Below are 23,921 nucleotides of genomic sequence, written 5' to 3' on the forward strand. Positions count from 1 at the left end.
TCGGAGTTAACCCGCGCCGATAAAGTTAACATAACCGGGGAAAACCCCGGCAAATCAGCTGAATTCAATAAATACAAATACACGGGGATCTCGCAGGCAACGTTTACTGACACTGAATCTTATAGCCCAACGGCCATGTTGTCTCTTATTTTGCGGGCATACGGGTCACGTTGCGCCGGCTGGCGTGGCCCAGGCGGCGCTGATGGCAAATCATGCTGGCAAGGCCATTCAAGGCGGGCAAAAAAAATCGCAAAACCACGACTTTTGCGCCATGGTTTTGCGATTTAATCAATTTTTTTGTCTTTTACAACATGACGCCCTTATTCGGCGGTATTGACGTGATGATTACTGCTTTGCGTCACCGGATACGTGTTGGTGTAGCTTTGGTAATCACCGCCTGCCGCCATGGAAACTGCTGGGGCAAGAACGGCTGCGATAAGGGCGAGGGCTGCGATGGTCTTTTTCATGATTGATATCCTGTGTGGTATGAGTGAAAGCGTTTTGCTTTCGATGGAATAAATATAACGCTCATTAACATAATGGGATATCGAATAAATTCGCTGGTGTTGTTCAAATTAACTGATTTATGGAGCGGGTGATATACGCCACGGATAACCTCAAGCGGTTAGCCGCGGTGGCGTCATAACGGCAATGCGGCGAGACGGATGTCCTGGCGAAAAAAAAACCTGTCCGGCGCTCTTAGCCTGGGCGCGTATGCCACTCATAATATGCCGATTTCAACAGCCCGTTTCACGCCTCTCAGCCAGCGTGATAAACAGGGGGGCATTAATTAGTACGCATATTGTGGCGTTATCGCTGGCATTTCTGATTCGGGTATAATCTTACGTCTTTTTATGGCCCGCGACGGCGGCTGGCATAAGCTGCAGACAAACCCATAAACCGGATGATGGGCATAAGTGACAAAATGGCCCTGACAATGGCTACAGGGCGTTAATTGCAGCATGCCGCTATTGACAAAGCGTACCAGGGTCCAGGCGCGGGTCATGGTCAGCAGCGGTAACTCGTCCACCTGCGGCGGGCACTGCTCCAGATAGAGGTGATAAGCCTGGATAATTATCGCTATGTCGCTGGATTCGCCGTTTTTCTTTAATGCCCGGAAGATATTATAAAACATAGAGGAGTGGATATTCTGCTCCCATATCATATACCAGTCGGTAGAGAACGGCAGCATCCCTTTCGGCGGAGGGCTGCCGCGCAATTCCTTATAGAGTTTGATTAATTTGGGGCGGCTGATCTGTGTTTCACATTCCAGCATCTGGAGACGGGCCCCCAGGGTGATCAGTTCCATGGCCATTTGGATATCTTTTGCTTCCTGGATGATGCTTTTATAGGTCATGGTCACCCCCTTGGGTTAGGTAAAGGCAGTATTTTTGCGCTTGTACGTTTCGCTAAAGCAGTCGACAAAACAATACCCGCGTGCAGTTGCTGCAATTCGTCAATCCGCGACTCTTGGGTCAGCAATCTGATGGTCTGATGGTCATCAAAGCGAAACAGGCATAAGAGCTGACTGGCTTCCGACAGTTTCGTCATCTGCGATGGCATCAGCTTTTTCAGCGTATCGGCCATGTCTTCATCAATACCCAGACGGAACATTGCGGCGGCTTTATCCTGATTAATCAAGCGTTGCGCCAGAAGTAAATAGGAAAAATTAAGATCGAAGATATATTGGCGAATTTCTTTGGCGTTCATTTTTTCATCCTAACAATCACCGTTAACCATAATTAGAGTATTGAGATTATTATTTATATAAAACAAGCACTAAAGAATAACAATCCAACGCATAACATCACACATTCGGTCATATTCGTCTCTCTTTTCCTGATTGCTGCTAAAAATAGCCTGGTATCACCGGGCAATTATTCACTATTAACTAGCCGGAGAGCTCGTCTGTCATACATTAGTTGTATAACCAACCAAATAGATGAGATGCCATTTATTTTCATGAAAGTTAACAACTGATACCTTCTCGCAACCAAGAATTAAGTGTGAAGCCATCAATATTTGACTTAATTGCTGCGAGGATAATAGTAACAAAGTATTAATTTTATATTAAGGCAACACGTTTAATTAAGCAAATGTTACAGCGATCGACATATTAAATAAATACCTATAAAAATCAACCACTAATGATTTATTGACTTTTCGCTATTTTTTAGTAATAGCTGATATTAAAAATATTAGCATGGTAATTAAATTGAAGTGTTAAATATTTAGGCTCTTTATTTTGCTTAAAGTGCATTAAACATGAATTTTTAGTGGCAAAATTGTGACTTAATCAAAATTATATGCAGTAAGTGAATCCATTCGCGCTCAGCCGAGCGTAATAAGGTAAAAGTGTTGCGGTATTTTAACAATTACCTATTAAGCCAGCGTATGCCGTAATGATAATTAATACCCTACTGCGCATAACATACCCGGCAACGGCTTTCCACAGTGTGTAAAGGTTGTATCGCTCAGCGACGGGTGAGTAAGCAGGGGCGGCTTGCGTGCGCAGAGGGTGCGTCAATCCGGGCGCCTCTCCCGGCCGGTGTTTTTTTTGGGTCTTCCCCTGTTGTTCCCCAGCGTGCCTAGATATCCGAATTGATATGCTCTTTACAGTAACGCTTTTTATATTCCAGCGGCGTCAAACCGGTTAGCCGGCGAAACAGCCGCCTGAAGTATCCCACATCCTGGAAACCACAGCGTTTTGCGATATCGGCAATGATGCCGCAGTCCGCAACCAGCAGCTTTTCTGCGTTGCCGATGCGCCGCCGGTGAATGGCCTCGGTAAGGGTCATACGGAACGTCATTTTATAGACCCGGCCCAGATAGTCGGCATTGCAGAAGAGTTGAGACGCCAACCCGGATGCGGTAAGGGGCAGATGGAACTGGGTGCCGATCAGCTGTTGCGCTTTCCAGGCCAAGGCTATGCCCGGTTCCGCCGGTTCAGTGCTTTCGGTCCAGCCGTCCGCCACCTGTTGCAACAGCAGCAGCAGAATTAATTCCAGCGAGGAAGGAGGCGATCGGTTTTCCTGCTCGCTGAGAAACAGCCTGAACAGCGTAACAAACCGGCGTGGATCGCGTATTTTGCTGTATTGCGGTATAGGTAATTTAATCGCCTGTTCTTTGGCGGCATTACTGGCCGTCATGCCGAAGTGCAGCCAGTAAAATTTTAAATCCGCGGGAAAATTACCTATGCCCGTATGTTCCCGGCCTGGCCATAATAAAAGCGATTCCCCGGCTTTGACATAAAAATCATGCTGGTTCTCTCGAATCGCTAATATCCCCTGTTCAACAAAAATTAATTCATAGGATCCCAGGACGCGGGTGGGGTGGTGGCCCAGGCCGCGGGAAATAAAAAGGCCGCCATTTTCAATTCTAATGGGGTAATTAACTGATATTTCTAGCATAATCAATTACCTTGGTTGCCGTTTTCCCTCACCTTAGCAAACCTGACTGGGCATGTCAGGTAATATGAACGCACTATTGATCTGCTTCACAATTTTAAATCCATGTCGGAATTGTACCCTTTATCTGCCTTTTCCTCACCTTGTTGCGGCCCCGGTAGTGTGCGACGTTTAACCGGTGGAACCCTAAAAATGCTTATTACATTGAAGCGTTAACTTCTTAACCCTTCCGCATGCCAATAACGCGTTATCGGCGAGGAGAAAATAATGTCAACCACCTCCATTCCCCATACAGTTGCCCCGGCAATAACCGCCGGCGGCTATTTATCCATGCGTGAAAAAATCGGTTACGGTTTAGGCGATGCGGGCGGTACCGTTATTACCTGCCTGATGATGAATTTCCTCACCTTCTTTTATACGGATATATTCGGACTCACCCCGGCGCTGGTAGGCATTATGTTTATCGTGCTGCGCGTCGTGGATGCCGTTTCCGATCCCCTGATGGGCGTGGTGGCTGACCGGACCGTAAGCCGCTGGGGACGGTTTCGCCCCTGGCAATTATGGGCCGCGCTGCCCATCGGTATTATCGGTATCCTGACGTTCACCGTGCCCGATGTGGGCATCCATGCAAAAATCCTCTGGGCCTTTGTCACCTACCTGATGCTCTCCCTGAGTTATACCGCCATCAATGTGCCCTATTGCGCGCTGATAAACACCATGACCGGTGTCCACCGGGAGGTGATTTCCTGTCAGGCCTGGCGTTTTGTGCTGTGCGGCGTCGCCGGTTTCCTGGTCTCGGTGGGATTGCCCTGGCTGGTGGAGGCGCTGGGGCGCGGCCATGCGGCCCAAGGCTATCAACGCGGCGTCGCCGTGCTGTGCGTTATCGCGGTGGCGATGTTTTTGTGCTGTTTTTTCTGGGTGCGTGAACGGGTGCCCCTGGCGGTGATGGGTAAGTTTTCACTACGGGACCATTTGCGGGGTCTGCGGCAAAACGATCAGTTGCTGCTGATGTTGCTGATGTCATTTTTGCTGATAAATGTCTTTAATATTCGCGGCGGCGGCTATATGTATTTTATTACCTATGCGCTGCACGGCAGCGCCGGCTACGCTTCGCTGTTTTTTACCGCCGTCACCGTGGCGTCCATTCTTGGCGCCATGATCGTCAATGGCCTGTCACGGCGCATCGATACGGTAAAACTCTATTATTACACCAATATTACCCTGGCGGTCCTGGGCATCCTGATGTGGTTTATCCCCATTGGCGAGGCGTACCGCACCCTATGGCTGGCGCTGATTTTCATCAACAGCATTATTCTCGGTTTTACCCTGACGCTGCATTTTTCCCTCATGGCGTTTGCCGATGATTATGGCTTCTGGAAAACGCGTATCCGCTCATCCGGCATGAGCTTTGCCTTTAATCTGTTTTTTATCAAACTGGCCTGGGCATCCAGCGCCGGTATTATCAGCCTGGTGTTCGTTCTGGTGGCCTATGCTCCCGGCATCGATCGCCAAACCCCCGCGTCGCTCCACGGTATCCAGATGATGGAAACCCTGATACCGACGATATTTCATTTATTGCTGGCGGTGGCGTTGCGTTTTTGCCGGCTGGACAATACCCGTATGGCCCGTATATCCCGCGATCTTCAGGACCGTCGGTTGGCATAAACATTTATTAAACATTGATTAGGTAATCAAAAATGGAAAAAACATCCGAAATCGACCTGCATCATATCAAGCTGAGCGATTCCTTCTGGCTGGATTATCAGCAACTGGTCAGGGATGTGGTCTTGCCGTACCAGTGGGAGGCGCTAAACGATCGTATCGCCGACGCGGAACCCAGTCATGCCATAGAAAATTTCCGCCTCGCGGCCGGACGCAGCCAGGGAGAATTTTACGGAATGGTATTCCAGGACAGCGATGTGGCGAAATGGCTGGAGGCGGTGGCCTGGATGCTGTGCCGGCAACCGGATCCGCAGTTGGAGCGTACCGCCGATGAAACCATTGAGCTGATCGCCGCCGCCCAGCAGCCGGACGGCTACCTGAATACCTATTTTACCGTGAAGGCGCCGGAAAAACGCTGGACCAACCTGGCGGAATGCCATGAGCTGTATTGCGCCGGACATATGATTGAAGCCGGCGTGGCTTACTACCGCGCCACCGGCAAAACCCGCCTGCTCGAGGTCGTATGCGCCCTGGCCGATCATATTGACGGGGTTTTCGGCCCGGGTCCACGGCAGTTGCATGGGTATCCGGGCCACCCGGAAATCGAGCTGGCGTTGATGGAATTGTATGACGTCACGGTCAATCAGCGCTATCTCGCCCTGGCGCGCTATTTTGTTGAGCAGCGCGGTACCGAACCTCATTTCTATGACCTTGAATACGAGCGCCGCGGCCGCACTTCCCACTGGCACAACTACGGCACGGCCTGGATGGTGAAAGACAAGGCGTATAGCCAGGCGCATAAACCCATTGCGCTGCAGGAAACGGCGGTAGGCCATGCGGTCAGGTTCGTTTATCTGCTGGCGGGCGTCGCCCATCTGGCGCGTGTCAGCGGCGATGATGAGAAGCGCCGCGCCTGCCGTCGCTTATGGGACGACATGACCCGGCGCCAGATGTACATTACTGGCGGAATCGGCGCCCAAAGCCATGGCGAGGCGTTTACTTCCGGTTACGATCTGCCCAACGACACTGCTTATACGGAAAGCTGCGCGTCCATCGGCCTGATGATGTTTGCCAGGCGCATGCTGCAAATGGAGGCCGACGGGCAGTATGCCGACGTGATGGAGCGAGCGCTGTATAATACCGTGCTGGCGGGCATGGCTCTTGACGGCAAACACTTCTTCTACGTCAATCCGCTGGAAGTCCATCCTGGCGCCATTAAATGCAACCATATTTACGATCATGTTAAACCGGTGCGCCAGCAATGGTTCGGCTGCGCCTGCTGTCCGCCCAATATCGCCCGGTTGCTGGGCTCGCTCGGCAATTACATTTACACCCGCAACGACGAGACCCTGTTTGTAAATCTCTATATCGGCAGCGAAGTGACCCTGCCGGCGGGCGATCGTGCCCTGACGGTGCGGCAAACCGGTAATTACCCTTGGGACGAAACCGTTACTCTCACCGTCACCTGTGCGGCGCCGACATCCTTTACGCTGGCGCTGCGTTTGCCGGGCTGGTGTCCGTCGCCGCAGGCGATGCTGAACGGCGAACCGGTGGCTATGGCGCCCCGGCGGGGATATGCCTATTTCACGCGTACCTGGTCTGAAGGCGACAGTATTCAACTGACTTTGCCGATGCCGGTGCGCCGGGTCCGCAGCAATCCGCTGGTGCGCCAAAACCTGGGAAAGGTTGCTTTGCAGCGTGGACCGCTGGTGTATTGCCTTGAACAGGCCGATAACGGCGATAATTTGCATCAGCTGCGTTTGTCCGCCGGAAATGATTTTCGCTTAGTGCCCGGTGAAGGCGTGCTGGCGGGGAAAACCCTGATCCAGGCGCCGGGGGAGGGCCTGCCGCCTGCGGATGTTTCGCAACAAACGCTTTATGATTATGACGGAGAACCTCCGCGGCGCCGGCAGCAATCCCTGCTGTTTATTCCTTATTTTTGCTGGGCCAACCGCGGCGAAGGGGAGATGCGGGTATGGGTCGCAGAGGACTGATCCGATATCGCCGTATAAAAGGAGACGCGGGGCAGGGAGCGCCCCGGGGTGGCAGCCTGCCTGAATCGTCAGCGCAGCGATGGCGGCAGAACGCAATGGGGATGCCGCCAGTGTATTTAGCGCCACTTATTAAGCGGCCTCTTTGCCGGGCGATTATTGACGATAGCGCACCAAAATGAGTGCGACAGCGGCCAGAGAAGTGAGGCAAACAGTATACAAAGCCTGGACCGCATCCCATTCAGATGCCAATACGGCGGCGATGGCGGCGACAAGGGCTGAGGTTAAAGCTTGCCATCGCCATGCTTTAGCGCTGGCGCCCGAAACCTGTTCTGCCGGGAAATAAGCGAGAATGCTGAAGGTGCCTAGAGCAAACACAATATTAGAGGCCAGATGCGCACCGAATATAAGCCCTAACGCCACCGCTTTTTGTGAAGCCAGGAAAGGAAACGCGCCATAGGCAGCCAGAAAAATCCCCATACACAGCAACAGGCGGCCGTTACTTTTAGCGTAGCGGCTCAGCCTATCGCCACTGAGCACTAATGGACCGCATAACTGTCCGAGGCTGCGGGCGAACAGTAAAGGTAATGCCAGACTGGTGGTATCCACGGGGCGGATTTGTTGTGCCATTGCCGGCAACAGCGCCATAGCCGGCGAGCCAACGGCGGCCAATGCCGGTAGTAATAACAGGCTGCGCTTTTGCAATACAGACAATCCGTCCCAGCGGAGTATTGCCACCTTACTCTGCGCGACAATCGGTACTATCTGGCTGATGTGGGTATCGCGTGCCGTGGCGACCAATAGCGTTGTAGCCGCAACAAAACTTACTGCATCAATGCTGAGTAATGCCGGCGGGGAAAGCACCTCAAACAGTAGAACACCCAGCCCGGTTCCCAGCAGAACCTGCGCTGCAAAAATCAGTGTTTCCATGCAGGTGGCGGCCGGAAGCTCCTGTACGGATAATCCCTGCTTGAAGATAAGCGTCAGGGCCGGATATGACATTCCACCCAAGAATGCTTCTACCGACTGCATGGCCAGCATCGCCGGGATATTGTGGTGCAGCAGGCCCAGCACCGGCAATATCAGGGCGCACATGCCGAATAGCTCAGTCAGGATCAACAAACGTAGCGGTGGCACCCGACGACTCAAATTTTCGCCAAGCAGGCTGCCGCAAAAACCGGGTAATGTCGCCAGCATGTAGGCAAGTGTCAGGGCGGACGGTGGGGCATGCCAGCGCAACATTTGGCCGAAAATTACCACCTGCGTCAGGCCATTACCTAAAGAAGAAAGAATAAAGGCGCCACCCAGCAGGCGCAACCAGCGATGGTGGTGCAGGGCGCGTACTAATCCTATTAGCAAATTGTTCATCAATAACGTTCTCAATAAAAACAGAATATTGCGCATAGCCGGGACTACACGGAAGAGAAAACTGTCTACATTGAGAAATCGTTACATTGGAAATTACAGTTCTGCACTGGGAGGTGATAAAAATCTAGCACGGCCGCTAACGATCGGGAAAGATTTTATCGAGGGTCTTTCTCATGATAAGCATCCATTGGGCGCATTTTAACCGAACTTCATTAAGCGGTAACACTAAATTCAGAGGGAACTTCAAGGCGAACCGGGACCAGGGATGCCGCAACCAGCCCTATGCAGATTTCTTCCTGGAACGAAACGCCGCCACTTTCATCCGATTGCCGCAAGTGGCCATGCTGCACCAGCGGCGGCGGTGCGATTTGCTCAGGTCATGGAAAAGCAGAATGCAGTCATGGGCTTCGCATTGGCGTACGAATTCGAATTTATCGCCCGTAACCAGACGTACCAAAGCGTCGGCCACAGGCCAAAGCAGGCTTGCCGGGCTGCTATCCCGGTGGTGAACACCGATGCGCAATTCCTGCGCTTCGCCATCCCATTCCAGCCTCTTCACCGGACAACCCGCCGCAAGTACCTGATTGATGGCGGTGAAATCGGCTGGAACGCCTTTCATTGCCGCGTTCACCACTGCCCGCGCACAGTCGCGAAGCCCGCGGGCTTCAGCCAGCAGGCCACAGGGGATCTGCTGGTTAGCGCCATCGGGCCAAAGGCCCGCCAGCTTCAGCCAGCTCGCGACGCTTTGAGCGTCGGTTAGGCAGTCATGACGTTGGTCGCCCACACCGTACTCACTGTTAATGAAATCGAGGGCAAGATTGTCCGCCAGAAAGAGCGGGCCGGAAGACGTGCTGGTCGGATTCATAGTGACCTGTAACTAATAAAATATATTTGACAGGTTACCAAAAAACCACGTAACCTTCAAATTACAAATTTAACGGTTACAAAAGGAATTATCATGACCTCTTCCAAATCGATTGCAGCTACCGGACCCGCGACTTCTCTGCTTGTTGACGGTGCGCATTCCGCCAATGCTATCGGCCCCATTCGTTACCGCTACGAGCAGGTGGGTGATGTGAAGGTTTTCTACCGCGAGGCAGGCAACCCCAGCGCACCCACGCTACTGCTGCTTCACGGCTTCGCAGCCTCATCGTTTATGTTTCGCGACCTTATTCCCGAACTGGCCGAACGCTATCATGTGATCGCGCCGGATTTACCGGCCTTTGGTTTTACCGCGGCCCCGGCGCGGGGCGAGTACGCCTACACCTTCAGCCAGCTGGCGCAGACCATCGGCCAGTTTACCGAACAGCTTAAGCTCGCTACATACGCGCTTATGGTTCACGACTACGGCGCCCCGGTGGGATGGCGCCTGGCTGTCGCCCATCCTGAGCGGGTGACCGCCATTATTTCTCAGAACGGCAACGCCTATGAGGAAGGATTGGGCGATAGCTGGGCACCTATTCAAAAGTACTGGCGCGAACCCACGCAGCAGAACCGGAGCGCCCTGCATGACTTTCCGACACCGGCCTCGATTAAGTGGCAATACCTGGAAGGGGTTACCGACAAGGATTCGGTTTCGCCAGATGGCTATACGTTGGAAGGGCTCCAGATATCGCGGCCTGGCAATGCGGACATTCAGCTCGACCTGCTTTTGGATTACGCCTCCAACGTAGCAATGTACCCCGCCTTCCAGGCGTACTTCCGCAAGTACCAGCCACCATTGCTGGCGGTTTGGGGAAAGAACGATCCGTTTTTCCTTCCGGACGGGGCCGAAGCCTGGAAACGCGATCTGCCCAAGGCGGATATTCGCTTCTATGACACCGGGCACTTCGCGCTTGAAACCCACGCCAGGCAAATCATTCCTGTGATTCGTGCGTTCCTGGACAAGAATATAGGGTAGCGGGTCGGTTTGAGATGTTGGCCAAGGCAACCGCTCAATTCAACAGGCTTATCCACAGCGCTCCTGGCCAAGGGATCTGCCGGGAATGCCCTTGCTATCAAAGTATTGTCTGCTTTGTGCCAGAGCAGACTTTGAAACAATTCTAAAAACGCCTGACAACGAAATGACTAACCAAAAGTGAATCTGCTCTGGATAGGTCATCCATTCATGCCACTTCTACACAATTAAACAGATGACGACTATGTTTATCTTTCGTAAGGTAAATGGCGATTATAAGGATCAAAAGGGCGTAATTATGGGAAGATTTCACGGTAAACGTATACTTATAACGGGTGGCACCAGCGGCATTGGGCTGGCAGGCGCGCTGCGAATTGTGAAAGAGGGAGGACAAGTTGCCATCACGGGGCTGAGTGAAGAACGTCTGGCCCAAACCCGCAAACTGTTGCCGGACACTGCACTGATCCTGAAAAGTGATGCTGCAAGTGAGGCTGATATTGATGCGCTCGCAACGGCAGTCAGCGGCTGGGGGCACCTCGACGGATTGTGGCTGAATGCGGGTTACGCAGAAATTGGCGCACCGGAATCCGTTACGGCCGACGCCTTTAATCGCATGATGAATGCCAATGTTCGCGGGCCCATGCTGCAGCTTGCATCACTTTCCAACACGTTGAACCCAGGTGCATCAGTGTTGGTCACCGCATCGTCTTCAGTCTATGAAGGTGCGCCCATGACGAGCTTATATGGTGCAACAAAAGGCGCCGTTGTCGCCATGGTAAAAAGCTGGGCCGCCTCACTGGCCGCGCGCAATATTCGCGCCAACACGCTGGTGCCAGGACCTATCGAGACTAATTTTAGACACTTCATGTCCGGGGAGTCGCGGCAAAAGTTTGAAGATTTTGTGGTAAGCCAGGTGCCTCTCAGGCGAGCCGGTACAGCTGATGAAGCTGCCGCCGTCGCACTTTTTCTGCTTTCAGATGATGCGTCCTACGTAACCGGAAGCCAGTATGCTGTGGACGGCGGGCTGGTTCACTATTAATGTGAAACCCAATTTAGATCATTATCTTACTATATGATTTGGTAATCTATTCATTTGCCTGTTTTGGGTATTGGGTTCACGCTGACGCTACAGGCAACTGCTACGAACGAAAGGGTGGTCAGCGGTTAATAAGAAGGTAATAAGATGCTTTTGCCAGATTTGAGTTTTAAGCAAACCCTATGTCAATCGTCATTTCAAGAATGAGTCGTCCGCTGTTTATTTCTCTGGATGGGCCCAAGGGAGTCGGCAAAACCACACTGTTGGAGGCCATTACGAAAGTACTCAGGGCAGATAACAAGACGGTGATCCGACTTTGCGAGAAAAAAAGCGATCCCTACAGGAGGGAAACAATGGCCCTCGTGAACAGGCTCGCTAGAAATCCCACCCTGGATTTGGAATTGGAAGTTTGTGAGCGCTTTGCCGATAGCCGTGCCTGGATTTCCGAGCATGTGCTGACTAAACAGCCACCGGGCAGCATTATCTTAATGGATCGTTGGTACCCGTCGGAAGCCGCGTTTCGCCGGATGGTTCCATTTGCAGAGATCTTACAGCTTAACATTGAACGAAACGTGCGAACGCCAGACCTGCATGTCGGGGTTGTTACTGCGCCTGACATTTCATGGACAAGGGCCGCGGCCAGAACGCGTGGGCTAAGTAGTACGGTAATTCATAAGCTGGAAGAGCATGTAGCCTGTACCAAGGCGTTTGAGCGAGAAGTTGCAGATCACGGCTGGGTTTTATGCCGTAATGAAGGAATCATCGAAGACGCAACGATGCAGGTTATTTCTGAGATCTACAGAGTGCTTGGATGCCCTATAGGCATCGGTTTTGCGGGCAGGGCTTCTGCCGCATGTCGCCAGTAATTACAGCGACCTATTCCGTCACCCTCCACCCCAGTGTGATCCTCAGATTTGTGTTGCGTCTACAGAATCGAAACCACTCAGTATTTTCAGTCTTGGTATGATTTACCGGGCTGGCTGCCAGCCACGGTCGTGAATACACATTGAATCGGCGCTGCTACTGACTCTATCTTACTCATAACGACACGAGGCCTTTAGCACGTCTGTTTGTTGTTCTTTTCGTTCGACTTTGCAAATCTTCTCTGAGGAGCCCGACATGATCACCTTTCATCAACTCACCGCCACCAGTCTGGGTGGCCAGCTCATCTCTATGGCCGACTATGCGGGTAAGCTGGTTCTGGTGGTTAATACCGCCAGCCATTGTGGCTTCACGCCACAATACGCAGGCCTTGAATCGCTCTACAAGAAGTTCGCCGCCCAGGGTCTGGTGGTGCTTGGTTTCCCCTGTAACCAGTTCGGTAATCAGGAACCCGGCGGTGCCGATGAAATCGCGCAGACCTGCCACATCAACTATGGTGTGAGCTTCCCGATATTCGAAAAAGTGGAGGTCAACGGCGCTGCTACGCACCCGGTGTTTCGTTACCTGAAAGACGAATTGCCCGGTGTGCTGGGGGGGCGGATAAAGTGGAACTTCACTAAGTTCCTGATCGGACGCGACGGCAAACCGGTCAAGCGTTTTGCACCGTTCACCACCCCAGAGAAAATGGAAACCGTAATTCTTGCTGCACTTGAAATCTAAGTGTTCGTGTAATTCGAATCGTCCACATTTAGAGAGCTTCCGATAAACTGATTATGCCCGAGTGGGATTAACGTCCGCTCTGTGCCAGGAGCGGACGTCGACATCTGAATTCCCTTTCAGTCAAGACCACCAGAATGACCACCAATCGACGCTGATGAGCGAATCAGGGGGCTGGGACGTAGTTACTTATTGTTAGAATTGGGGACATGGTGCTGCATCAATTCAACGATCCAATCAATAAAAACTCGCAGTTTGGCGTTGACATGGCGGTTCGGCGGAAACGCCAGGTACAGGGGCATTGGATTAATACGCCAGTGTTCAAATAGCGGAGTCAAGGAGCCACAAGCCTGATGTGCTGCCGCCATATAGACTGGCAGCGCAATCACGCCTAACCCGGCTAGCCCAGCTTCGAGGTAAGCATTGCCATCATCCACTGCAAGCACATAGCTGCTTTTGATTTCAATATGTTCACTCTCACAGTGCAGCACCAGAGGATCAATCTTACCGGTGCGTGAAGACAAGAATCCCACTATGCGATGGTCGGTGTTTTCCAGATCGCGCGGGTGCGCAGGAGCGCCAAGGCGTTCCACATAGCTGGGGGCGGCGTAGACGCCGATTTGCAAATCGCCGACATGGCGTGCGATCAGGGACTGGTCGGTGATTTCGCCACCGCGCAAGACGCAATCCACATTGTCGCCGATCAGATCCACCACCCGGTCGCTCACGCCCATGTCGAACTGGATATCAGGGTAGCGTGCGTGGAAAGCCGGTAGCGCTGGCACCAGCACAAGGCGGGCCAGCGGACTGGGCACATCCACCCGTAATCGTCCTCCGGGCGTAATCGCCGCACTGGAGAGGCTGTTTTCAGCATCCTCCATGTCCGCCAGCAGGCGGATGACGTGCTCGTAGTAGACCGCGCCGTCGGGAGTGACACCGAGCTTGCGGGTGGTGCGATGGAGTAACTTGACGCGCAGGCGCGCTTCCAACTGCTGAATAAGTTGCGTCACCGTGGTTTTGCTCATATGAAGCGTCTGGGCAGCCTTTGTGAAGCTACCTGCCTCCACCACGCGAGCAAAGGCGCACATCGCATCGAAACGATCCATTCCTTATCCTCTCTTTCTCACCGATTGTTTGGATTTTACAAACAATGATGGACAAAGTCGCCTGTTTATCCGCCCGATCCAGTACCTGTAAAGTGTCTTTATGTTCACCGGGCAGATTTCGCCCATTGCAAAGGTACAAACATGACAACACGCGAAGCAGTTTTTCCCTTCGGTCGGCAGGCGCTCTATGAGCGCAATCGCTATTCACCGGCCATCAAATCCAACGGTTTCTTGTTCGTTTCGGGGCAGGTGGGTAGCCGGGAGGATGGTTTGCCTGAACAGGATCTTAAAGAGCAGATCAGGCTGGCATTCGATAACCTTAATGCTGTTCTCGCGGCTGCGGGCTGCACGTTCGGTGATGTGGTTGACGTTACCCTCTTTGTCGTCGATCCCGAGTCAAACCTCGACGCTATCTGGAGTATCCTGCCAGAATATTGGGGGGAGGCGCCTTACCCTACGTTGACCGGGATCGGCGTGACGTGGCTTTACGGATTCCAGTTTGAGATTAAGGTGATTGCCAGGCTGCCCTAAGCGTTACGGGTCTTTCCGCCAGTCGAAAATTCAACAGGGCAGACCGCGCTGCCTGTAGAGGCAGCAGAGAGATTTCTGAATTGCTATATGCCGCATCGGGATGGTTTGCCAGGCTGGTCAGGATTTACTGATGAGACAGAGGAAAATTTATGAAAGCAGCGGTTTATGACGTGGAAGGCGCTCCCGGCGTCCTGAAATATGTCGATATCCCCGATCCGGTCGCAGGACCTGACGACGTTCTGATTTCTGTCGAGGCTATCTCGATAGAAGGTGGAGATCTGATCAACCGCCGTTTAACTCCGCCGCCTCTTCCTTCATGGATCGTCGGCTACGCGGCCGCGGGCACAGTTGTTGCAGTAGGATCGAACGTCCGTAGCCGTACGGTTGGGGACAGAGTCGCGGCTTTTCACATGCAGGGATCACATGCGGAACGTTGGTCTGTGCCCGCGGAACGAACCTGGCTTATACCCGATGGGGTGGATATGGCAGAAGCGGCGGTTTTACCGATTTCTTTTGGAACCGCGCACCATTGCCTTTTCACTCGAGGCATGCTCCGGCACGGAGAAACCGTCCTTATTCAGGCAGCAGCTGGTGGCGTGGGGCTCGCGGTCGTTCAGCTTGCCTCACAAGCAGGCGCAACGGTCATCGCCGTGGCAAGCGGAACGCAGCGAAGAAGCCGGTTGCTGGAACTTGGTGCCGATCATGTCGTGGATCGTGCAGAGAATAACGTCGTGGACAGTGTCAGACAGTACACCCATGGCAGCGGTGTTGACCTCGTCATCGATCCGGTGGGGACGACGTTGCCTGCTTCGCTTTCTGCACTCGCTCCGGAAGGACGTCTCATCTTCGTCGGTAATGCGGGCGGTGGAGGCCTGACTGTCGACTTGTGGCCGCCAATGCAGTCTAACCAGACACTCATGGGGGTATTCATGGGACCCCTTTTTGAAAGGCCCGGAGTTCGGGCAAGTGTGGACGACATGTTGCAGGCTTTAGCAGCAGGGCGCATCAGGATTGTCATTGACCGCATCTTCCCCCTGGCCAGCGCTGCTGCGGCCCACGAATTCGCCGAGACAGCGAAACCGCTTGGGCGCATCGTTATGAAGCCATGAGGTGTGTTTGACCCGTATGAGCGCACTGGGCTAATTACTGTGTTCTGGTGTCAAGGCTAAGTTCAGATGTCAAGGGTAGGGAAAAGCTGAAATGTCCGCTCTGTGCCAAGAGTGGACGTTATGTCGGTTCTGAAACAACGCTTTTCATAGTGACGTCCTCATCCCATTGATGAAGACGTCACTAACATTACGGTCTGTCAACCTGCGGAGGTTGAAGCTGGAATTCGGGCAATGACCTTAATTTCAAAATCGAATCCCGCAAGCCAGGTCACTCCAACGGCTGTCCAGTTCGGGTAAGGGGGCTGCGGGAAAATTGACTGTTTCACCTGCATAATCGTCGGAAACTGATTTTCCGGGTCAGTATGAAAGGTGGTGACATCAAGCAGGTCGTCAAACGTACAACCAGCTGCTGCAAGAGTCGCTGCCAGGTTATCAAACGCAAGTTGCACCTGCGCGGCAAAATCCGGCTCCGGCGTACCGTCGGCGCGGCTGCCAACCTGGCCGGAAACGAACAACATATCGCCAGAGCGGATCGCGGCGGAATAACCGTGTTCTTCATAGAGAGCATGGCGGTTAGCAGGAAATACAGGTTCACGCTGGATCATGGCATGTCCTTTCTTGAGTTAATGTGTGATGCGGGATGTGCGGTATGTAAAATTGATTTAATATACGCGGCGTATGTTGAATTAATCACACATACGCCGCGTATGTCAAATAACATCCGTTACGTATGTCAAAAAGGAGATCGTATGGCCGCCAAATGCCGCGCTGAAACAATGGAAGAGAACCGCGCCAAATTGATTACGGCAGCGCGGAAAGCCTTTGCCGAAAGAGGTTTTGCTGCCGTATCAATGGATGAATTAACCGCCAGCGTTGGCCTGACACGTGGGGCGCTATACCACAACTTTGGTGATAAAAAGGGGCTGCTTGCCGCTGTTATTGCTCAAGTAGATGGTGAAATGGCACAACGAGCCAAAGCCGCCGCCGCGACTGCCGGTGACGACTGGGAAAGGCTGCTGGCTGAAGGGATTGCCTACATTAAGATGGCGCTGGACACAGAAGTAAGGCGCATCGTTCTGCTTGATGGTCCGGCTTTCCTTGGGGATCCTGCACAATGGCCCAGCCAGAATAGCTGCCTCGAATCCACCCGCCAGACCGTTATAAAGCTGATCGAACGCGGCGTACTTAAATCGGTTGACGCGGATGCCGCTGCACATCTGTTAAACAGTGCCGCGCTGAATTCCGCACTTTGGATTGCTGCGAGCGACAATCCTCAGCGGGCGCTGCCAAAAATTATTGAGGTGTTTATTCAACTGGCAAGCGGCTTACGGAATAGTTCCAATAAACTACGATGAGACGCTTATAGGGTGGGGTGAGCGACGACCTTACAGTGCGCACCAAACAACTTAGTTTGGGTAATTACATTTGATCTGACAGTCAGCCCTGCGCCACGAGCAAACACGACTAACATCGCGGTGCGTTAATCAATGGAGAGCAGATCGCCCTCTCCTGGCTTACTCCTCTACCACTTCTGGTTTTTTGGAAGCGGTTAAGTGATTTGCGAACAGGTATTTCATGAGAGGCGAATAGCCATTCATTCTTCCGGGTAGGAAATTCGATATCCGCCATTAGCCATGAGAACGCTGGCAAACCCCCGACGCTCTAAGTGCATGCCTGCAATGAGCAGTTTTTCCCTGACTGCCTGTTCCAGGAGTTTTTTCCGTGTGTCTTCGGCCTGAGCGGGGTTGCAGTCAAATACAATGGAAACGGCCGGGTGTGCTGACTGGATATGCGGGAAGTGGACGATGTCTCCCCATATCAATAAGCATTTATCACCTGAATCGATGCGGAATCCGGTATGGCCTGGCGTGTGACCCGGCAGCCATACCGGGAGAATGCCCCCGGTTATCTCCTTCCCGTCCAGAAAGCGCAAGTTCTGCGCATACGCTTCTAACGTTCGGCGGACCAGCTTAAAATTACGCTGCCCACGCTCGCTGGCCATTTTTAATCTTTCATCATCCCGCCAGTATTCCGCTTCAAGAGGATGAAGATAGAGTTCAGCATGTTTATAGACTGGCCTTCCTTCAGCATCCAGCAGGCCGCCAATATGGTCAGGATGGCCGTGCGTCAATAAGACGGTGTCCACGTCAGCGGGGCTTACCCCCGCTGCACCGAGGTTTCTTTTGAGCAGCCCTCCGACGTTGTTCAGGCCTCCCGCGCCGGCGTCAACCAGAATGGTGCGTCCCTGACCGCGGATCAGATAACAGTTGATATGGATATTACCGGGTTCAGCGATCCCGGCGCTGCGCTGAATTAACCCAGCATCCGCCGTCTCAATGCCTGAAAGTAAATCCAGGCTGGCTGACATATTGCCATCACTCAGGGCGGTAACCAGAAAATCCCCAATCTGACGGGATGTGAAAGGCGGATGGTTCATAAATTCCTCATGGTCAGTTTCGAGCGAATATTTGTGGTGTGCTCGAGCCAAAACAGCGGATACGCGCCATTAGCCCCGAGGCCTGCCGAATGGCCAGATCCAGTTCACGCATAAACTTTTCCATCACGTCCGGCACACGCGATTTTGTCAGGCGATAACAGAGTTCGGCATACACCGGATGCCCGCATCCCGGCCTGACATCGACATATATGATGTGAACTTTTTCTGCTTCTGCGCCGAGAATCTCACTGCACAGTGCGCGGCAGATATGGGTGAAATCGGAGAGATCGGTGAACCTGTCAGACTGATCTTCAGAAATGTAAAAAGTCAGATTTGGCATGATTTTATTGTTTTCCTCTCTGGTGACCCTTAGCCGGGTTCTGCAATTGCGGTGTAAGCGTTTCGTAGAGGTATGCTCCGGGGACTTCTGCTAACTGCGCGGCATTTTCACGTGCAAGAACGTAGGCAACGCGCCGTTCCGGGGATTTATCCAGCCCTGACGCCTGCATTGCCAGTGCCCGGTATCCCAGCCCGGTCTCGATAAAGCCGATCGGCCGGGCGCTGAGCAGCAGTAGTTCATCCGATGATACGGCCGGAGCCGGGCCTTCACACTCATACAGATTACGATGCCAGTCAGTGATGTGCTCCTGCCAGCGCGAGAAATTACCGCCTCCTTTCAGCCGGTATTCGTCACTGGAGATCACATCCGCATCCTTAATGGTATGAATGGCGAGATAAACAGGGCAGCCAGGTTTCAGGGCCCGGAAGCGCTGGGAAGTACTGAATCCGGTGACGGAGACCAGCGCCGGCAGTTTTTCCCGGCTGTAAAATTCATTCCAGTCTTCCTCGCTTCCGGGATTGGCATAGGTGCATTCCACGATATACAACATTGACTAACCTCTGCATGAATAAACGGCAGGAATCTCATGAGCCCGTTTAATGATTTTTCATCATGCTACATGCTGTTTTTTTGGCTATAAATCGATATTATTTCATCGTTTAGTGATATTCATTCACTGATGGGTCACCCTATACACACAACAGGGGCGGTTTTATGCGCAGAAAAATTCCCAGCAGCACTTCCCTGCAGGCTTTTGAGGCTGCCGCAAGGCACGGTAATTTTGCCCGGGCCGCAGAGGAGTTATCGCTGACGGAAGGCGCCATCAGCCGGCAGATTGCGCGCCTTGAATCTTTGCTGAACTGCAAACTGTTTGACCGTACCGGAAGCCGCGTCAAGCTTAATCCTGTAGGGGCACGCTATGCACATCACATACGCGAAACGCTCGAACGACTCGACAGGGATACTCAATACATAATGGGGATGCCTGAAGGTAGCAAAAGTCTGGAAATTGCCGTCCTGCCGACGTTTTCCAGTCGTTGGCTGATTCCCCGCCTGAACGGCTTTAGATCTATGCATCCGGATATCACATTACATATTGCGGCCAGAACCGACCCATTCATTCTCACCGGGAGTGGCTTTGACGCCGCAGTTCATTTTGAACATGCCGCATGGGCAGGGATGCGTTTGCATTTTCTCTTTCAGGAAAAACTGGTGCCTGTATGCCATCCTGCACTGTTAACGGACAAGAACGTCTATGAGAGGTTGAACGAACTACCGCGTATTCACCGGCGGCAGAATCCGGAAGCATGGCATCACTATGCCCAGGAAAACGGAATAATCCTTGATAATCCGGCGCAAGGTGTCCGGTATGACCTTCATGAAATGGCAATAGCTGCCGCTTTGGCGGGACAAGGCGTGGCAATGGTGCCGCGTATGTACGTCGAAAAAGAACTGCGTAGCGGAGCGCTTGTCGCACCCTGGCCAGAATCAGAAAACCTGAGCAAAAAATTCTGTTTGGTAAAACCGGTGGAAACAGGAATAAATGAACCTGCACTGCAGGATTTTGAACACTGGCTACTGGCTGAAATTATTGGCGGGACATGACAGAATTGGGGTGACATAGTGTGGGCTGGTGTATGCCAACCGTCCCTGCCAAAATGAGGACCGGACTGCTAAGCGTCATCGGAACCATCATGAAATTCCGTCGCTGGTTACTGGCAGAATCACAACAGGCGCAGCTCAGTTACCGTTACTACATGAGTATTTACTCATGCCTCGATGACGACACTTCACTTTTCATCCGGGCGCGCGCTGTTTAGCATGAGCCTATGCCTGGACACATTATTTTGCTTACGTTATTCGCCGCCCTGCAACATGCCAGCTGGAACGCCTTATTACGCGGCGGTATTCACATCAGGAGAACACAAGATGTCTGATCATCCCACAATTGCTCTTATTGGTCCGGGTGCTATCGGTACCACCATCGCCGCTGTACTGCATGAAGTTGACCGCACGCCGGTCCTTTGCGGGCGCACCGCGCATCCGCGGTTAATTCTGCGCCACGATGAGGGTGAAATTGTGGTGCCCGGTCCGGTATTGACTCATCCGGCGGCTATCAACCATCCGTTCGATCTGGTGTTTATCGCGGTGAAAACCACCCAGGTAGCTGACAGCGCCAACTGGCTGGCCGCACTGTGCGATGAAAACACTGTGGTATGCGCACTGCAAAATGGCGTCGAGCAGAAAACCCAACTGGAACCCTACGTCAACGGCGCAACGGTGCTGCCTTCGGTAGTGTGGTTCCCGGCACAGCGCGAGCCGGATGCCTCAGTCTGGCTGCGCGCCAAACCGCGCCTGACGCTGCCGGATGTGGCGCCGGCAAAACGGGTCGCGGATGCGCTCAGCGGCACACGCTGCGCGGTTGAGCAGTCAGCCGATTTTATCTCCATCGCCTGGCGCAAACTGCTGCAGAATGCGGTCGCGGGTCTGATGGTACTGGCGAATCGCCGTGCAGGAATGTTCTCACGCGAGGATATCACTGAACTGGCACTGGCTTATCTGCGTGAGTGTCTGACGGTTGCGCGAGCGGAAGGTGCTGTACTGGATGATAACGTTCCGCAGGAAATCGTTAACGGCTTTCATCATGCGCCTGCGGATCTGGGCACCTCCATTCTCGCGGACCGGCAGGCCAATCGCCCACTGGAGTGGGATATCCGCAACGGTGTGATACAGCGTTATGGTCGCTCACAGGGTATTCCCACGCCCATCAGCGACGTGCTGGTGCCATTGCTGGCGGCAGGGAGCGAGGGGCCGGGCTGAAATCCTAAGGGCAGGCCACGCCAACCTCTGATAGACCCGCCAAACTCATGCCGCACGGTGATCAGGTGCTCAATCTGGTACAGCCTCATACATTACGGGTATAATCACACAAATTATTCGACTGTTTGAGAAACGAAGATGACAAAACTCACCTTACAAGAGCAGATGCTAAAAGCTGGATTAGTAACCAGCAAAAAAATAGCCAAAGTCCAAAAAACGGCTAAAAAATCACGGGCGCAGGCCCGTGAGGCAAGAGAGGCCGTGGAAGAAAATAAAAAAGCACAGCTTGAACGTGATAAACAGCTCAGCGAGCAACAAAAACACGCTGCTTTATCGAAAGAATATAAAGCCCAGGTGAAGCAGTTAATTGAAATGAATCGAATCAATATTGCCAGAGGCGATATTGATTTTAACTTCACAGATAATAATCTCATTAAAAAGATAGCTGTGGACAAGCTGACTCAATCTCAGCTGATCAGTGGCCGTCTCGCCATTGCCCGGTTGGTTGATGATAACAGCGGCGTGAGTAAATACGCTATTATCCCGGCGAGCGTAGCCGATAAAATTGCGCAGCGAGATGCGAACAGTATTGTATTAAATAGTGCGCTAAGTCAGGAAGAACAAGATGAAGAAGATCCGTATGCCGATTTTAAAGTGCCGGATGATTTGATGTGGTAATCGACGCCTTGCTGATGCTGATGTATGAAAAGTCCTTCCGGGCTTTTCATTAACATCGGATGTTCAGCCAGTACCGGAAAACGCAGGGTTATTCTCGACAGTCTCCAACGCCTGCGCTGCCGGCCCGACGGGATGACGTCTTTTGGCGTTCCCGCTTTTTATCGTATCCAGGCTAGGGTTAGTCCCTTTTTGCTGTTATGGGTGCCAACAGGCGTGACCGGCAACGTGGTGCCATGAGGATGGCCGCGGGGGGTTTCTGCCTGTCACAGCACGTCTTATGTTAATCCGAGGTTACGCAGCAGAAAAAAAACGCTGACGCTTAACTTGCATACCGGCCGGTAGGTATCTAGTATTGGTTTTTATTTCAGGAGAAAACCATGTCTTCACTACTCGCTTACGCAGCACTCGCACTCGCCATCGTTCTGGAAGTGGTGGGCACCCTGTTTCTGGGCAAGTCTGAACATTTTACCCGCCTTATGCCCTCGCTAATTTGCGCTGTTCTTTATGCCTGTTCCTTTTATCTGCTGGCTCAGGTGCTGCGTACGCTTCCGCTAGGGATTGCTTATGCCTCCTGGGGAGGGCTGGGCATTATTCTGACGACCCTTATCGGCGTGGTCGTTTTCAGGCAAAAACCTGATGCGGCGGCCATCGCGGGTATCGCGCTGATTGTTGTCGGCGTGGTGGTGATTAACGGCTTTTCCAAGATGAGCGCCCACTGATGATGACAGCGTCCGGCAGACCAAAAAAAGACCCTGTCAATGTGCGCCGCCGTTTGCTCAATAGTACGGCAAGTCTGATGGCGGCCCGTGGCTTTGCCGGTGTCAGCGTCAGCGACATCGCCTCTGACGCGGGTGTGACCAAAGGCGGCCTGTTTCACCATTTTTCCAGCAAGCAGGATCTTATCACTGCGGTATTTGATGATGAGCTGGAGCAGTTCAATGTGCTCCTTGAGGACTTTATGGTGCGTGACCCCGGCGGCTACGGTCGCTTTACACGGGCTTATATCAGGACGACAATTGTCGCCTGCACGGAAAAGATGTCAGCTCTGACGTTTTCTCTCTGTGCTGAACCTGAACTGATAACACGCTGGGAAAGCTGGCTCGCTCAGCGCCTGAAACAGCATCAGGAGACTGACAGTGCACCGGATCTGGAGATTGCCAGACTTGCGGCAGACGGCATCTGGTTCACGAGTCTGCTTAAAGGCGGAACGCCGGGAAACAGGGAAAGCCTGCTCAGCCTTCAGCAGAGGCTGCTTGCGCTGACACTGAACAATCATCCAGACCATATCAGCCCGGGAGTGGCAGATGAATAGGGCCAAAAACATTCCTTACTGGAAATGAGCAAATAAAATACGCGTGATTGATCTGGCGGCGGCGAATATACCGGCAGATGTATACAACTTGAAGTGAGACCGGATATATTGTTTATATCATATCCTCTTCCCGGTGGAGCACCCAATGCCGGAATACCTTTTTTTCAAAAAGGGTAAGCAAACCGTCGTGCTGGAAAGATCAGACACGGACCTGGCCTCTCGGCTGACCCATCAGGGTTATAAAAAACAATTTGAAGAGGTCAGCGCCACTGATGAAAAACACGCGCTTGCCCGCTTTGCTGATATCCGCCGGGAAAAACGAATAGATCAGCATAACTTCATAGCCGGCGCCGGAGCCATGCCCCTGATAGGTGTTCTGACGGCAGCGGCTGTTTTTCTTTTGCACAAAAAATAGCCAGACCTGATGCTGCTGCCGCCACGTTAACTCTTCCGCCACGTCTGGCCGCAGCGTTTCACTCTGCGTCGCTGACGCCTTTACCTGGCCGTCCCGTTCGCATACCCTACATTTATCGTCCAGACTTAAACCAAAGACGTAGTCTGCGCAGGCATTGTGTTTTACACTGCGCGCTGCAAAAACTGATTAGATAAACGATTAAGCAGGCGGTAA

26 protein-coding genes are annotated in these 23,921 nt (G+C 52.7%); 15 read left to right on the forward strand and 11 right to left on the reverse strand.

Annotation, left to right across the window (positions count from 1 at the left end):
- Nucleotides 1–320: 320 nt before the first annotated feature.
- The 4 genes from ACL2XM_RS01015 to ACL2XM_RS01030 all read right to left on the reverse strand — a co-directional run bounded on the left by ACL2XM_RS01015 (nucleotide 321) and on the right by ACL2XM_RS01030 (nucleotide 3,410).
- The gene (locus ACL2XM_RS01015) at nucleotides 321–467 is read right to left on the reverse strand and encodes a hypothetical protein (RefSeq protein ID WP_410013935.1); all 147 of its coding nucleotides are present in this window, start codon (nucleotides 465–467) and stop codon (nucleotides 321–323) included.
- Between the two features lie 323 nt (nucleotides 468–790).
- Nucleotides 791–1,357, reverse strand: coding sequence for a flagellar transcriptional regulator FlhC (flhC, locus tag ACL2XM_RS01020; RefSeq protein ID WP_410013936.1), 567 nt, complete (start codon nucleotides 1,355–1,357; stop codon nucleotides 791–793).
- A gap of 2 nt (nucleotides 1,358–1,359) precedes the next feature.
- Entirely contained in the window at nucleotides 1,360–1,710 is a 351-nt protein-coding gene (gene flhD, locus ACL2XM_RS01025) for a flagellar transcriptional regulator FlhD (protein ID WP_413732130.1), read from the reverse strand.
- Nucleotides 1,711–2,588: 878 nt separating this feature from the next.
- Nucleotides 2,589–3,410, reverse strand: coding sequence for an AraC family transcriptional regulator (locus ACL2XM_RS01030; protein ID WP_410013938.1), 822 nt, complete (start codon nucleotides 3,408–3,410; stop codon nucleotides 2,589–2,591).
- A 264-nt stretch (nucleotides 3,411–3,674) separates the two neighbouring features.
- Between ACL2XM_RS01030 and ACL2XM_RS01035 the strand changes: the two genes are divergently transcribed.
- A complete protein-coding gene (locus tag ACL2XM_RS01035; RefSeq protein WP_413732131.1) occupies nucleotides 3,675–5,072 on the forward strand; it encodes an MFS transporter in 1,398 nt (465 codons plus the stop codon).
- A 32-nt stretch (nucleotides 5,073–5,104) separates the two neighbouring features.
- Nucleotides 5,105–7,063 (forward strand): glycoside hydrolase family 127 protein, encoded by a 1,959-nt coding sequence (locus tag ACL2XM_RS01040; protein ID WP_413732132.1) that lies wholly within the window; start codon nucleotides 5,105–5,107, stop codon nucleotides 7,061–7,063.
- A gap of 153 nt (nucleotides 7,064–7,216) precedes the next feature.
- Here ACL2XM_RS01040 and ACL2XM_RS01045 read toward each other — a convergent pair whose 3' ends face one another.
- Nucleotides 7,217–8,464 (reverse strand): MFS transporter, encoded by a 1,248-nt coding sequence (locus ACL2XM_RS01045; RefSeq protein WP_413732134.1) that lies wholly within the window; start codon nucleotides 8,462–8,464, stop codon nucleotides 7,217–7,219.
- A gap of 244 nt (nucleotides 8,465–8,708) precedes the next feature.
- Nucleotides 8,709–9,293 (reverse strand): CGNR zinc finger domain-containing protein, encoded by a 585-nt coding sequence (locus ACL2XM_RS01050; protein ID WP_413732136.1) that lies wholly within the window; start codon nucleotides 9,291–9,293, stop codon nucleotides 8,709–8,711.
- Between the two features lie 93 nt (nucleotides 9,294–9,386).
- Between ACL2XM_RS01050 and ACL2XM_RS01055 the strand changes: the two genes are divergently transcribed.
- The 4 genes from ACL2XM_RS01055 (at nucleotide 9,387) to ACL2XM_RS01070 (ending at nucleotide 12,963) form a co-directional block, all read left to right on the forward strand.
- Entirely contained in the window at nucleotides 9,387–10,328 is a 942-nt protein-coding gene (locus ACL2XM_RS01055; protein WP_413721225.1) for an alpha/beta fold hydrolase, read from the forward strand.
- Between the two features lie 295 nt (nucleotides 10,329–10,623).
- The gene (locus ACL2XM_RS01060; RefSeq protein ID WP_413723485.1) at nucleotides 10,624–11,364 is read left to right on the forward strand and encodes an SDR family oxidoreductase; all 741 of its coding nucleotides are present in this window, start codon (nucleotides 10,624–10,626) and stop codon (nucleotides 11,362–11,364) included.
- A 200-nt stretch (nucleotides 11,365–11,564) separates the two neighbouring features.
- Nucleotides 11,565–12,227 (forward strand): dTMP kinase, encoded by a 663-nt coding sequence (locus ACL2XM_RS01065; protein ID WP_410016746.1) that lies wholly within the window; start codon nucleotides 11,565–11,567, stop codon nucleotides 12,225–12,227.
- Between the two features lie 253 nt (nucleotides 12,228–12,480).
- Entirely contained in the window at nucleotides 12,481–12,963 is a 483-nt protein-coding gene (locus tag ACL2XM_RS01070) for a glutathione peroxidase (protein ID WP_410013943.1), read from the forward strand.
- Between the two features lie 182 nt (nucleotides 12,964–13,145).
- On the opposite strand, the gene ACL2XM_RS01075 is transcribed toward ACL2XM_RS01070, so the two are convergent.
- On the reverse strand, nucleotides 13,146–14,066 hold the full coding sequence (locus tag ACL2XM_RS01075; protein WP_413732137.1) for a LysR substrate-binding domain-containing protein: 921 nt from the start codon (nucleotides 14,064–14,066) through the stop codon (nucleotides 13,146–13,148).
- Between the two features lie 141 nt (nucleotides 14,067–14,207).
- On the opposite strand from ACL2XM_RS01075, the gene ACL2XM_RS01080 reads away from it, so the two are divergent.
- Both ACL2XM_RS01080 and ACL2XM_RS01085 read left to right on the forward strand, forming a co-directional pair.
- The gene (locus tag ACL2XM_RS01080; RefSeq protein ID WP_413721223.1) at nucleotides 14,208–14,597 is read left to right on the forward strand and encodes a RidA family protein; all 390 of its coding nucleotides are present in this window, start codon (nucleotides 14,208–14,210) and stop codon (nucleotides 14,595–14,597) included.
- A 149-nt stretch (nucleotides 14,598–14,746) separates the two neighbouring features.
- On the forward strand, nucleotides 14,747–15,706 hold the full coding sequence (locus ACL2XM_RS01085) for a quinone oxidoreductase family protein (protein WP_413727411.1): 960 nt from the start codon (nucleotides 14,747–14,749) through the stop codon (nucleotides 15,704–15,706).
- Between the two features lie 197 nt (nucleotides 15,707–15,903).
- Here the strand turns inward: ACL2XM_RS01085 and ACL2XM_RS01090 are convergent, their stop codons facing one another.
- Nucleotides 15,904–16,311 (reverse strand): RidA family protein, encoded by a 408-nt coding sequence (locus ACL2XM_RS01090; protein ID WP_413732139.1) that lies wholly within the window; start codon nucleotides 16,309–16,311, stop codon nucleotides 15,904–15,906.
- Between the two features lie 144 nt (nucleotides 16,312–16,455).
- On the opposite strand from ACL2XM_RS01090, the gene ACL2XM_RS01095 reads away from it, so the two are divergent.
- Complete coding sequence (locus tag ACL2XM_RS01095; RefSeq protein WP_413733170.1) at nucleotides 16,456–17,061, forward strand: TetR/AcrR family transcriptional regulator; 606 nt, start codon at nucleotides 16,456–16,458, stop codon at nucleotides 17,059–17,061.
- Between the two features lie 239 nt (nucleotides 17,062–17,300).
- Here ACL2XM_RS01095 and ACL2XM_RS01100 read toward each other — a convergent pair whose 3' ends face one another.
- Genes ACL2XM_RS01100 through ACL2XM_RS01110 form a run of 3 tightly spaced genes read right to left on the reverse strand, consistent with a single transcriptional unit; the run spans nucleotide 17,301 to nucleotide 19,033 of the window.
- On the reverse strand, nucleotides 17,301–18,143 hold the full coding sequence (locus ACL2XM_RS01100; protein WP_413732141.1) for an MBL fold metallo-hydrolase: 843 nt from the start codon (nucleotides 18,141–18,143) through the stop codon (nucleotides 17,301–17,303).
- 13 nt (nucleotides 18,144–18,156) lie between these two features.
- Nucleotides 18,157–18,483 carry a hypothetical protein gene (locus ACL2XM_RS01105; RefSeq protein ID WP_413732143.1) on the reverse strand — a complete coding sequence of 109 codons (327 nt, stop codon included), beginning with the start codon at nucleotides 18,481–18,483 and terminating at the stop codon, nucleotides 18,157–18,159.
- Nucleotides 18,484–18,487: 4 nt separating this feature from the next.
- Nucleotides 18,488–19,033: a sugar ABC transporter gene (locus ACL2XM_RS01110; protein ID WP_413732145.1), complete on the reverse strand. Its 546-nt coding sequence runs from the start codon at nucleotides 19,031–19,033 to the stop codon at nucleotides 18,488–18,490.
- Nucleotides 19,034–19,197: 164 nt separating this feature from the next.
- Between ACL2XM_RS01110 and ACL2XM_RS01115 the strand changes: the two genes are divergently transcribed.
- From ACL2XM_RS01115 to ACL2XM_RS01140, 6 genes are all read left to right on the forward strand, one after another.
- On the forward strand, nucleotides 19,198–20,088 hold the full coding sequence (locus ACL2XM_RS01115; protein WP_413732146.1) for a LysR substrate-binding domain-containing protein: 891 nt from the start codon (nucleotides 19,198–19,200) through the stop codon (nucleotides 20,086–20,088).
- A 324-nt stretch (nucleotides 20,089–20,412) separates the two neighbouring features.
- Entirely contained in the window at nucleotides 20,413–21,303 is an 891-nt protein-coding gene (locus ACL2XM_RS01120) for an oxidoreductase (RefSeq protein WP_413732147.1), read from the forward strand.
- A 138-nt stretch (nucleotides 21,304–21,441) separates the two neighbouring features.
- Nucleotides 21,442–21,981 carry a DUF2058 domain-containing protein gene (locus ACL2XM_RS01125; RefSeq protein ID WP_413727840.1) on the forward strand — a complete coding sequence of 180 codons (540 nt, stop codon included), beginning with the start codon at nucleotides 21,442–21,444 and terminating at the stop codon, nucleotides 21,979–21,981.
- Between the two features lie 377 nt (nucleotides 21,982–22,358).
- A complete protein-coding gene (locus ACL2XM_RS01130) occupies nucleotides 22,359–22,700 on the forward strand; it encodes a DMT family transporter (protein ID WP_410013953.1) in 342 nt (113 codons plus the stop codon).
- Complete coding sequence (locus ACL2XM_RS01135) at nucleotides 22,700–23,293, forward strand: TetR/AcrR family transcriptional regulator (protein ID WP_413732149.1); 594 nt, start codon at nucleotides 22,700–22,702, stop codon at nucleotides 23,291–23,293. The genes ACL2XM_RS01130 and ACL2XM_RS01135 overlap by 1 nt, the downstream gene beginning before the upstream one ends.
- Before the next feature lie 145 nt (nucleotides 23,294–23,438).
- A complete protein-coding gene (locus ACL2XM_RS01140) occupies nucleotides 23,439–23,708 on the forward strand; it encodes a hypothetical protein (RefSeq protein WP_413732151.1) in 270 nt (89 codons plus the stop codon).
- The last annotated feature ends 213 nt before the right edge of the window (nucleotides 23,709–23,921 follow it).

Source organism: Sodalis sp. RH20, from assembly GCF_047324205.1.
Taxonomy (GTDB): domain Bacteria; phylum Pseudomonadota; class Gammaproteobacteria; order Enterobacterales; family Enterobacteriaceae; genus Acerihabitans.

Bases quoted from the DNA above. Each gene is read 5' to 3' on its own strand.
- ACL2XM_RS01015 (WP_410013935.1), bottom strand. From the start codon at position 467: ATGAAAAAGACCATCGCAGCCCTCGCCCTTATCGCAGCCGTTCTTGCC.
- flhC (WP_410013936.1), bottom strand. From the start codon at position 1,357: ATGACCTATAAAAGCATCATCCAGGAAGCAAAAGATATCCAAATGGCC.
- flhD (WP_413732130.1), bottom strand. From the start codon at position 1,710: ATGAACGCCAAAGAAATTCGCCAATATATCTTCGATCTTAATTTTTCC.
- ACL2XM_RS01030 (WP_410013938.1), bottom strand. From the start codon at position 3,410: ATGCTAGAAATATCAGTTAATTACCCCATTAGAATTGAAAATGGCGGC.
- ACL2XM_RS01035 (WP_413732131.1), top strand. From the start codon at position 3,675: ATGTCAACCACCTCCATTCCCCATACAGTTGCCCCGGCAATAACCGCC.
- ACL2XM_RS01040 (WP_413732132.1), top strand. From the start codon at position 5,105: ATGGAAAAAACATCCGAAATCGACCTGCATCATATCAAGCTGAGCGAT.
- ACL2XM_RS01045 (WP_413732134.1), bottom strand. From the start codon at position 8,464: ATGCGCAATATTCTGTTTTTATTGAGAACGTTATTGATGAACAATTTG.
- ACL2XM_RS01050 (WP_413732136.1), bottom strand. From the start codon at position 9,293: ATGAATCCGACCAGCACGTCTTCCGGCCCGCTCTTTCTGGCGGACAAT.
- ACL2XM_RS01055 (WP_413721225.1), top strand. From the start codon at position 9,387: ATGACCTCTTCCAAATCGATTGCAGCTACCGGACCCGCGACTTCTCTG.
- ACL2XM_RS01060 (WP_413723485.1), top strand. From the start codon at position 10,624: ATGGGAAGATTTCACGGTAAACGTATACTTATAACGGGTGGCACCAGC.
- ACL2XM_RS01065 (WP_410016746.1), top strand. From the start codon at position 11,565: ATGAGTCGTCCGCTGTTTATTTCTCTGGATGGGCCCAAGGGAGTCGGC.
- ACL2XM_RS01070 (WP_410013943.1), top strand. From the start codon at position 12,481: ATGATCACCTTTCATCAACTCACCGCCACCAGTCTGGGTGGCCAGCTC.
- ACL2XM_RS01075 (WP_413732137.1), bottom strand. From the start codon at position 14,066: ATGGATCGTTTCGATGCGATGTGCGCCTTTGCTCGCGTGGTGGAGGCA.
- ACL2XM_RS01080 (WP_413721223.1), top strand. From the start codon at position 14,208: ATGACAACACGCGAAGCAGTTTTTCCCTTCGGTCGGCAGGCGCTCTAT.
- ACL2XM_RS01085 (WP_413727411.1), top strand. From the start codon at position 14,747: ATGAAAGCAGCGGTTTATGACGTGGAAGGCGCTCCCGGCGTCCTGAAA.
- ACL2XM_RS01090 (WP_413732139.1), bottom strand. From the start codon at position 16,311: ATGATCCAGCGTGAACCTGTATTTCCTGCTAACCGCCATGCTCTCTAT.
- ACL2XM_RS01095 (WP_413733170.1), top strand. From the start codon at position 16,456: ATGGCCGCCAAATGCCGCGCTGAAACAATGGAAGAGAACCGCGCCAAA.
- ACL2XM_RS01100 (WP_413732141.1), bottom strand. From the start codon at position 18,143: ATGAACCATCCGCCTTTCACATCCCGTCAGATTGGGGATTTTCTGGTT.
- ACL2XM_RS01105 (WP_413732143.1), bottom strand. From the start codon at position 18,483: ATGCCAAATCTGACTTTTTACATTTCTGAAGATCAGTCTGACAGGTTC.
- ACL2XM_RS01110 (WP_413732145.1), bottom strand. From the start codon at position 19,033: ATGTTGTATATCGTGGAATGCACCTATGCCAATCCCGGAAGCGAGGAA.
- ACL2XM_RS01115 (WP_413732146.1), top strand. From the start codon at position 19,198: ATGCGCAGAAAAATTCCCAGCAGCACTTCCCTGCAGGCTTTTGAGGCT.
- ACL2XM_RS01120 (WP_413732147.1), top strand. From the start codon at position 20,413: ATGTCTGATCATCCCACAATTGCTCTTATTGGTCCGGGTGCTATCGGT.
- ACL2XM_RS01125 (WP_413727840.1), top strand. From the start codon at position 21,442: ATGACAAAACTCACCTTACAAGAGCAGATGCTAAAAGCTGGATTAGTA.
- ACL2XM_RS01130 (WP_410013953.1), top strand. From the start codon at position 22,359: ATGTCTTCACTACTCGCTTACGCAGCACTCGCACTCGCCATCGTTCTG.
- ACL2XM_RS01135 (WP_413732149.1), top strand. From the start codon at position 22,700: ATGATGACAGCGTCCGGCAGACCAAAAAAAGACCCTGTCAATGTGCGC.
- ACL2XM_RS01140 (WP_413732151.1), top strand. From the start codon at position 23,439: ATGCCGGAATACCTTTTTTTCAAAAAGGGTAAGCAAACCGTCGTGCTG.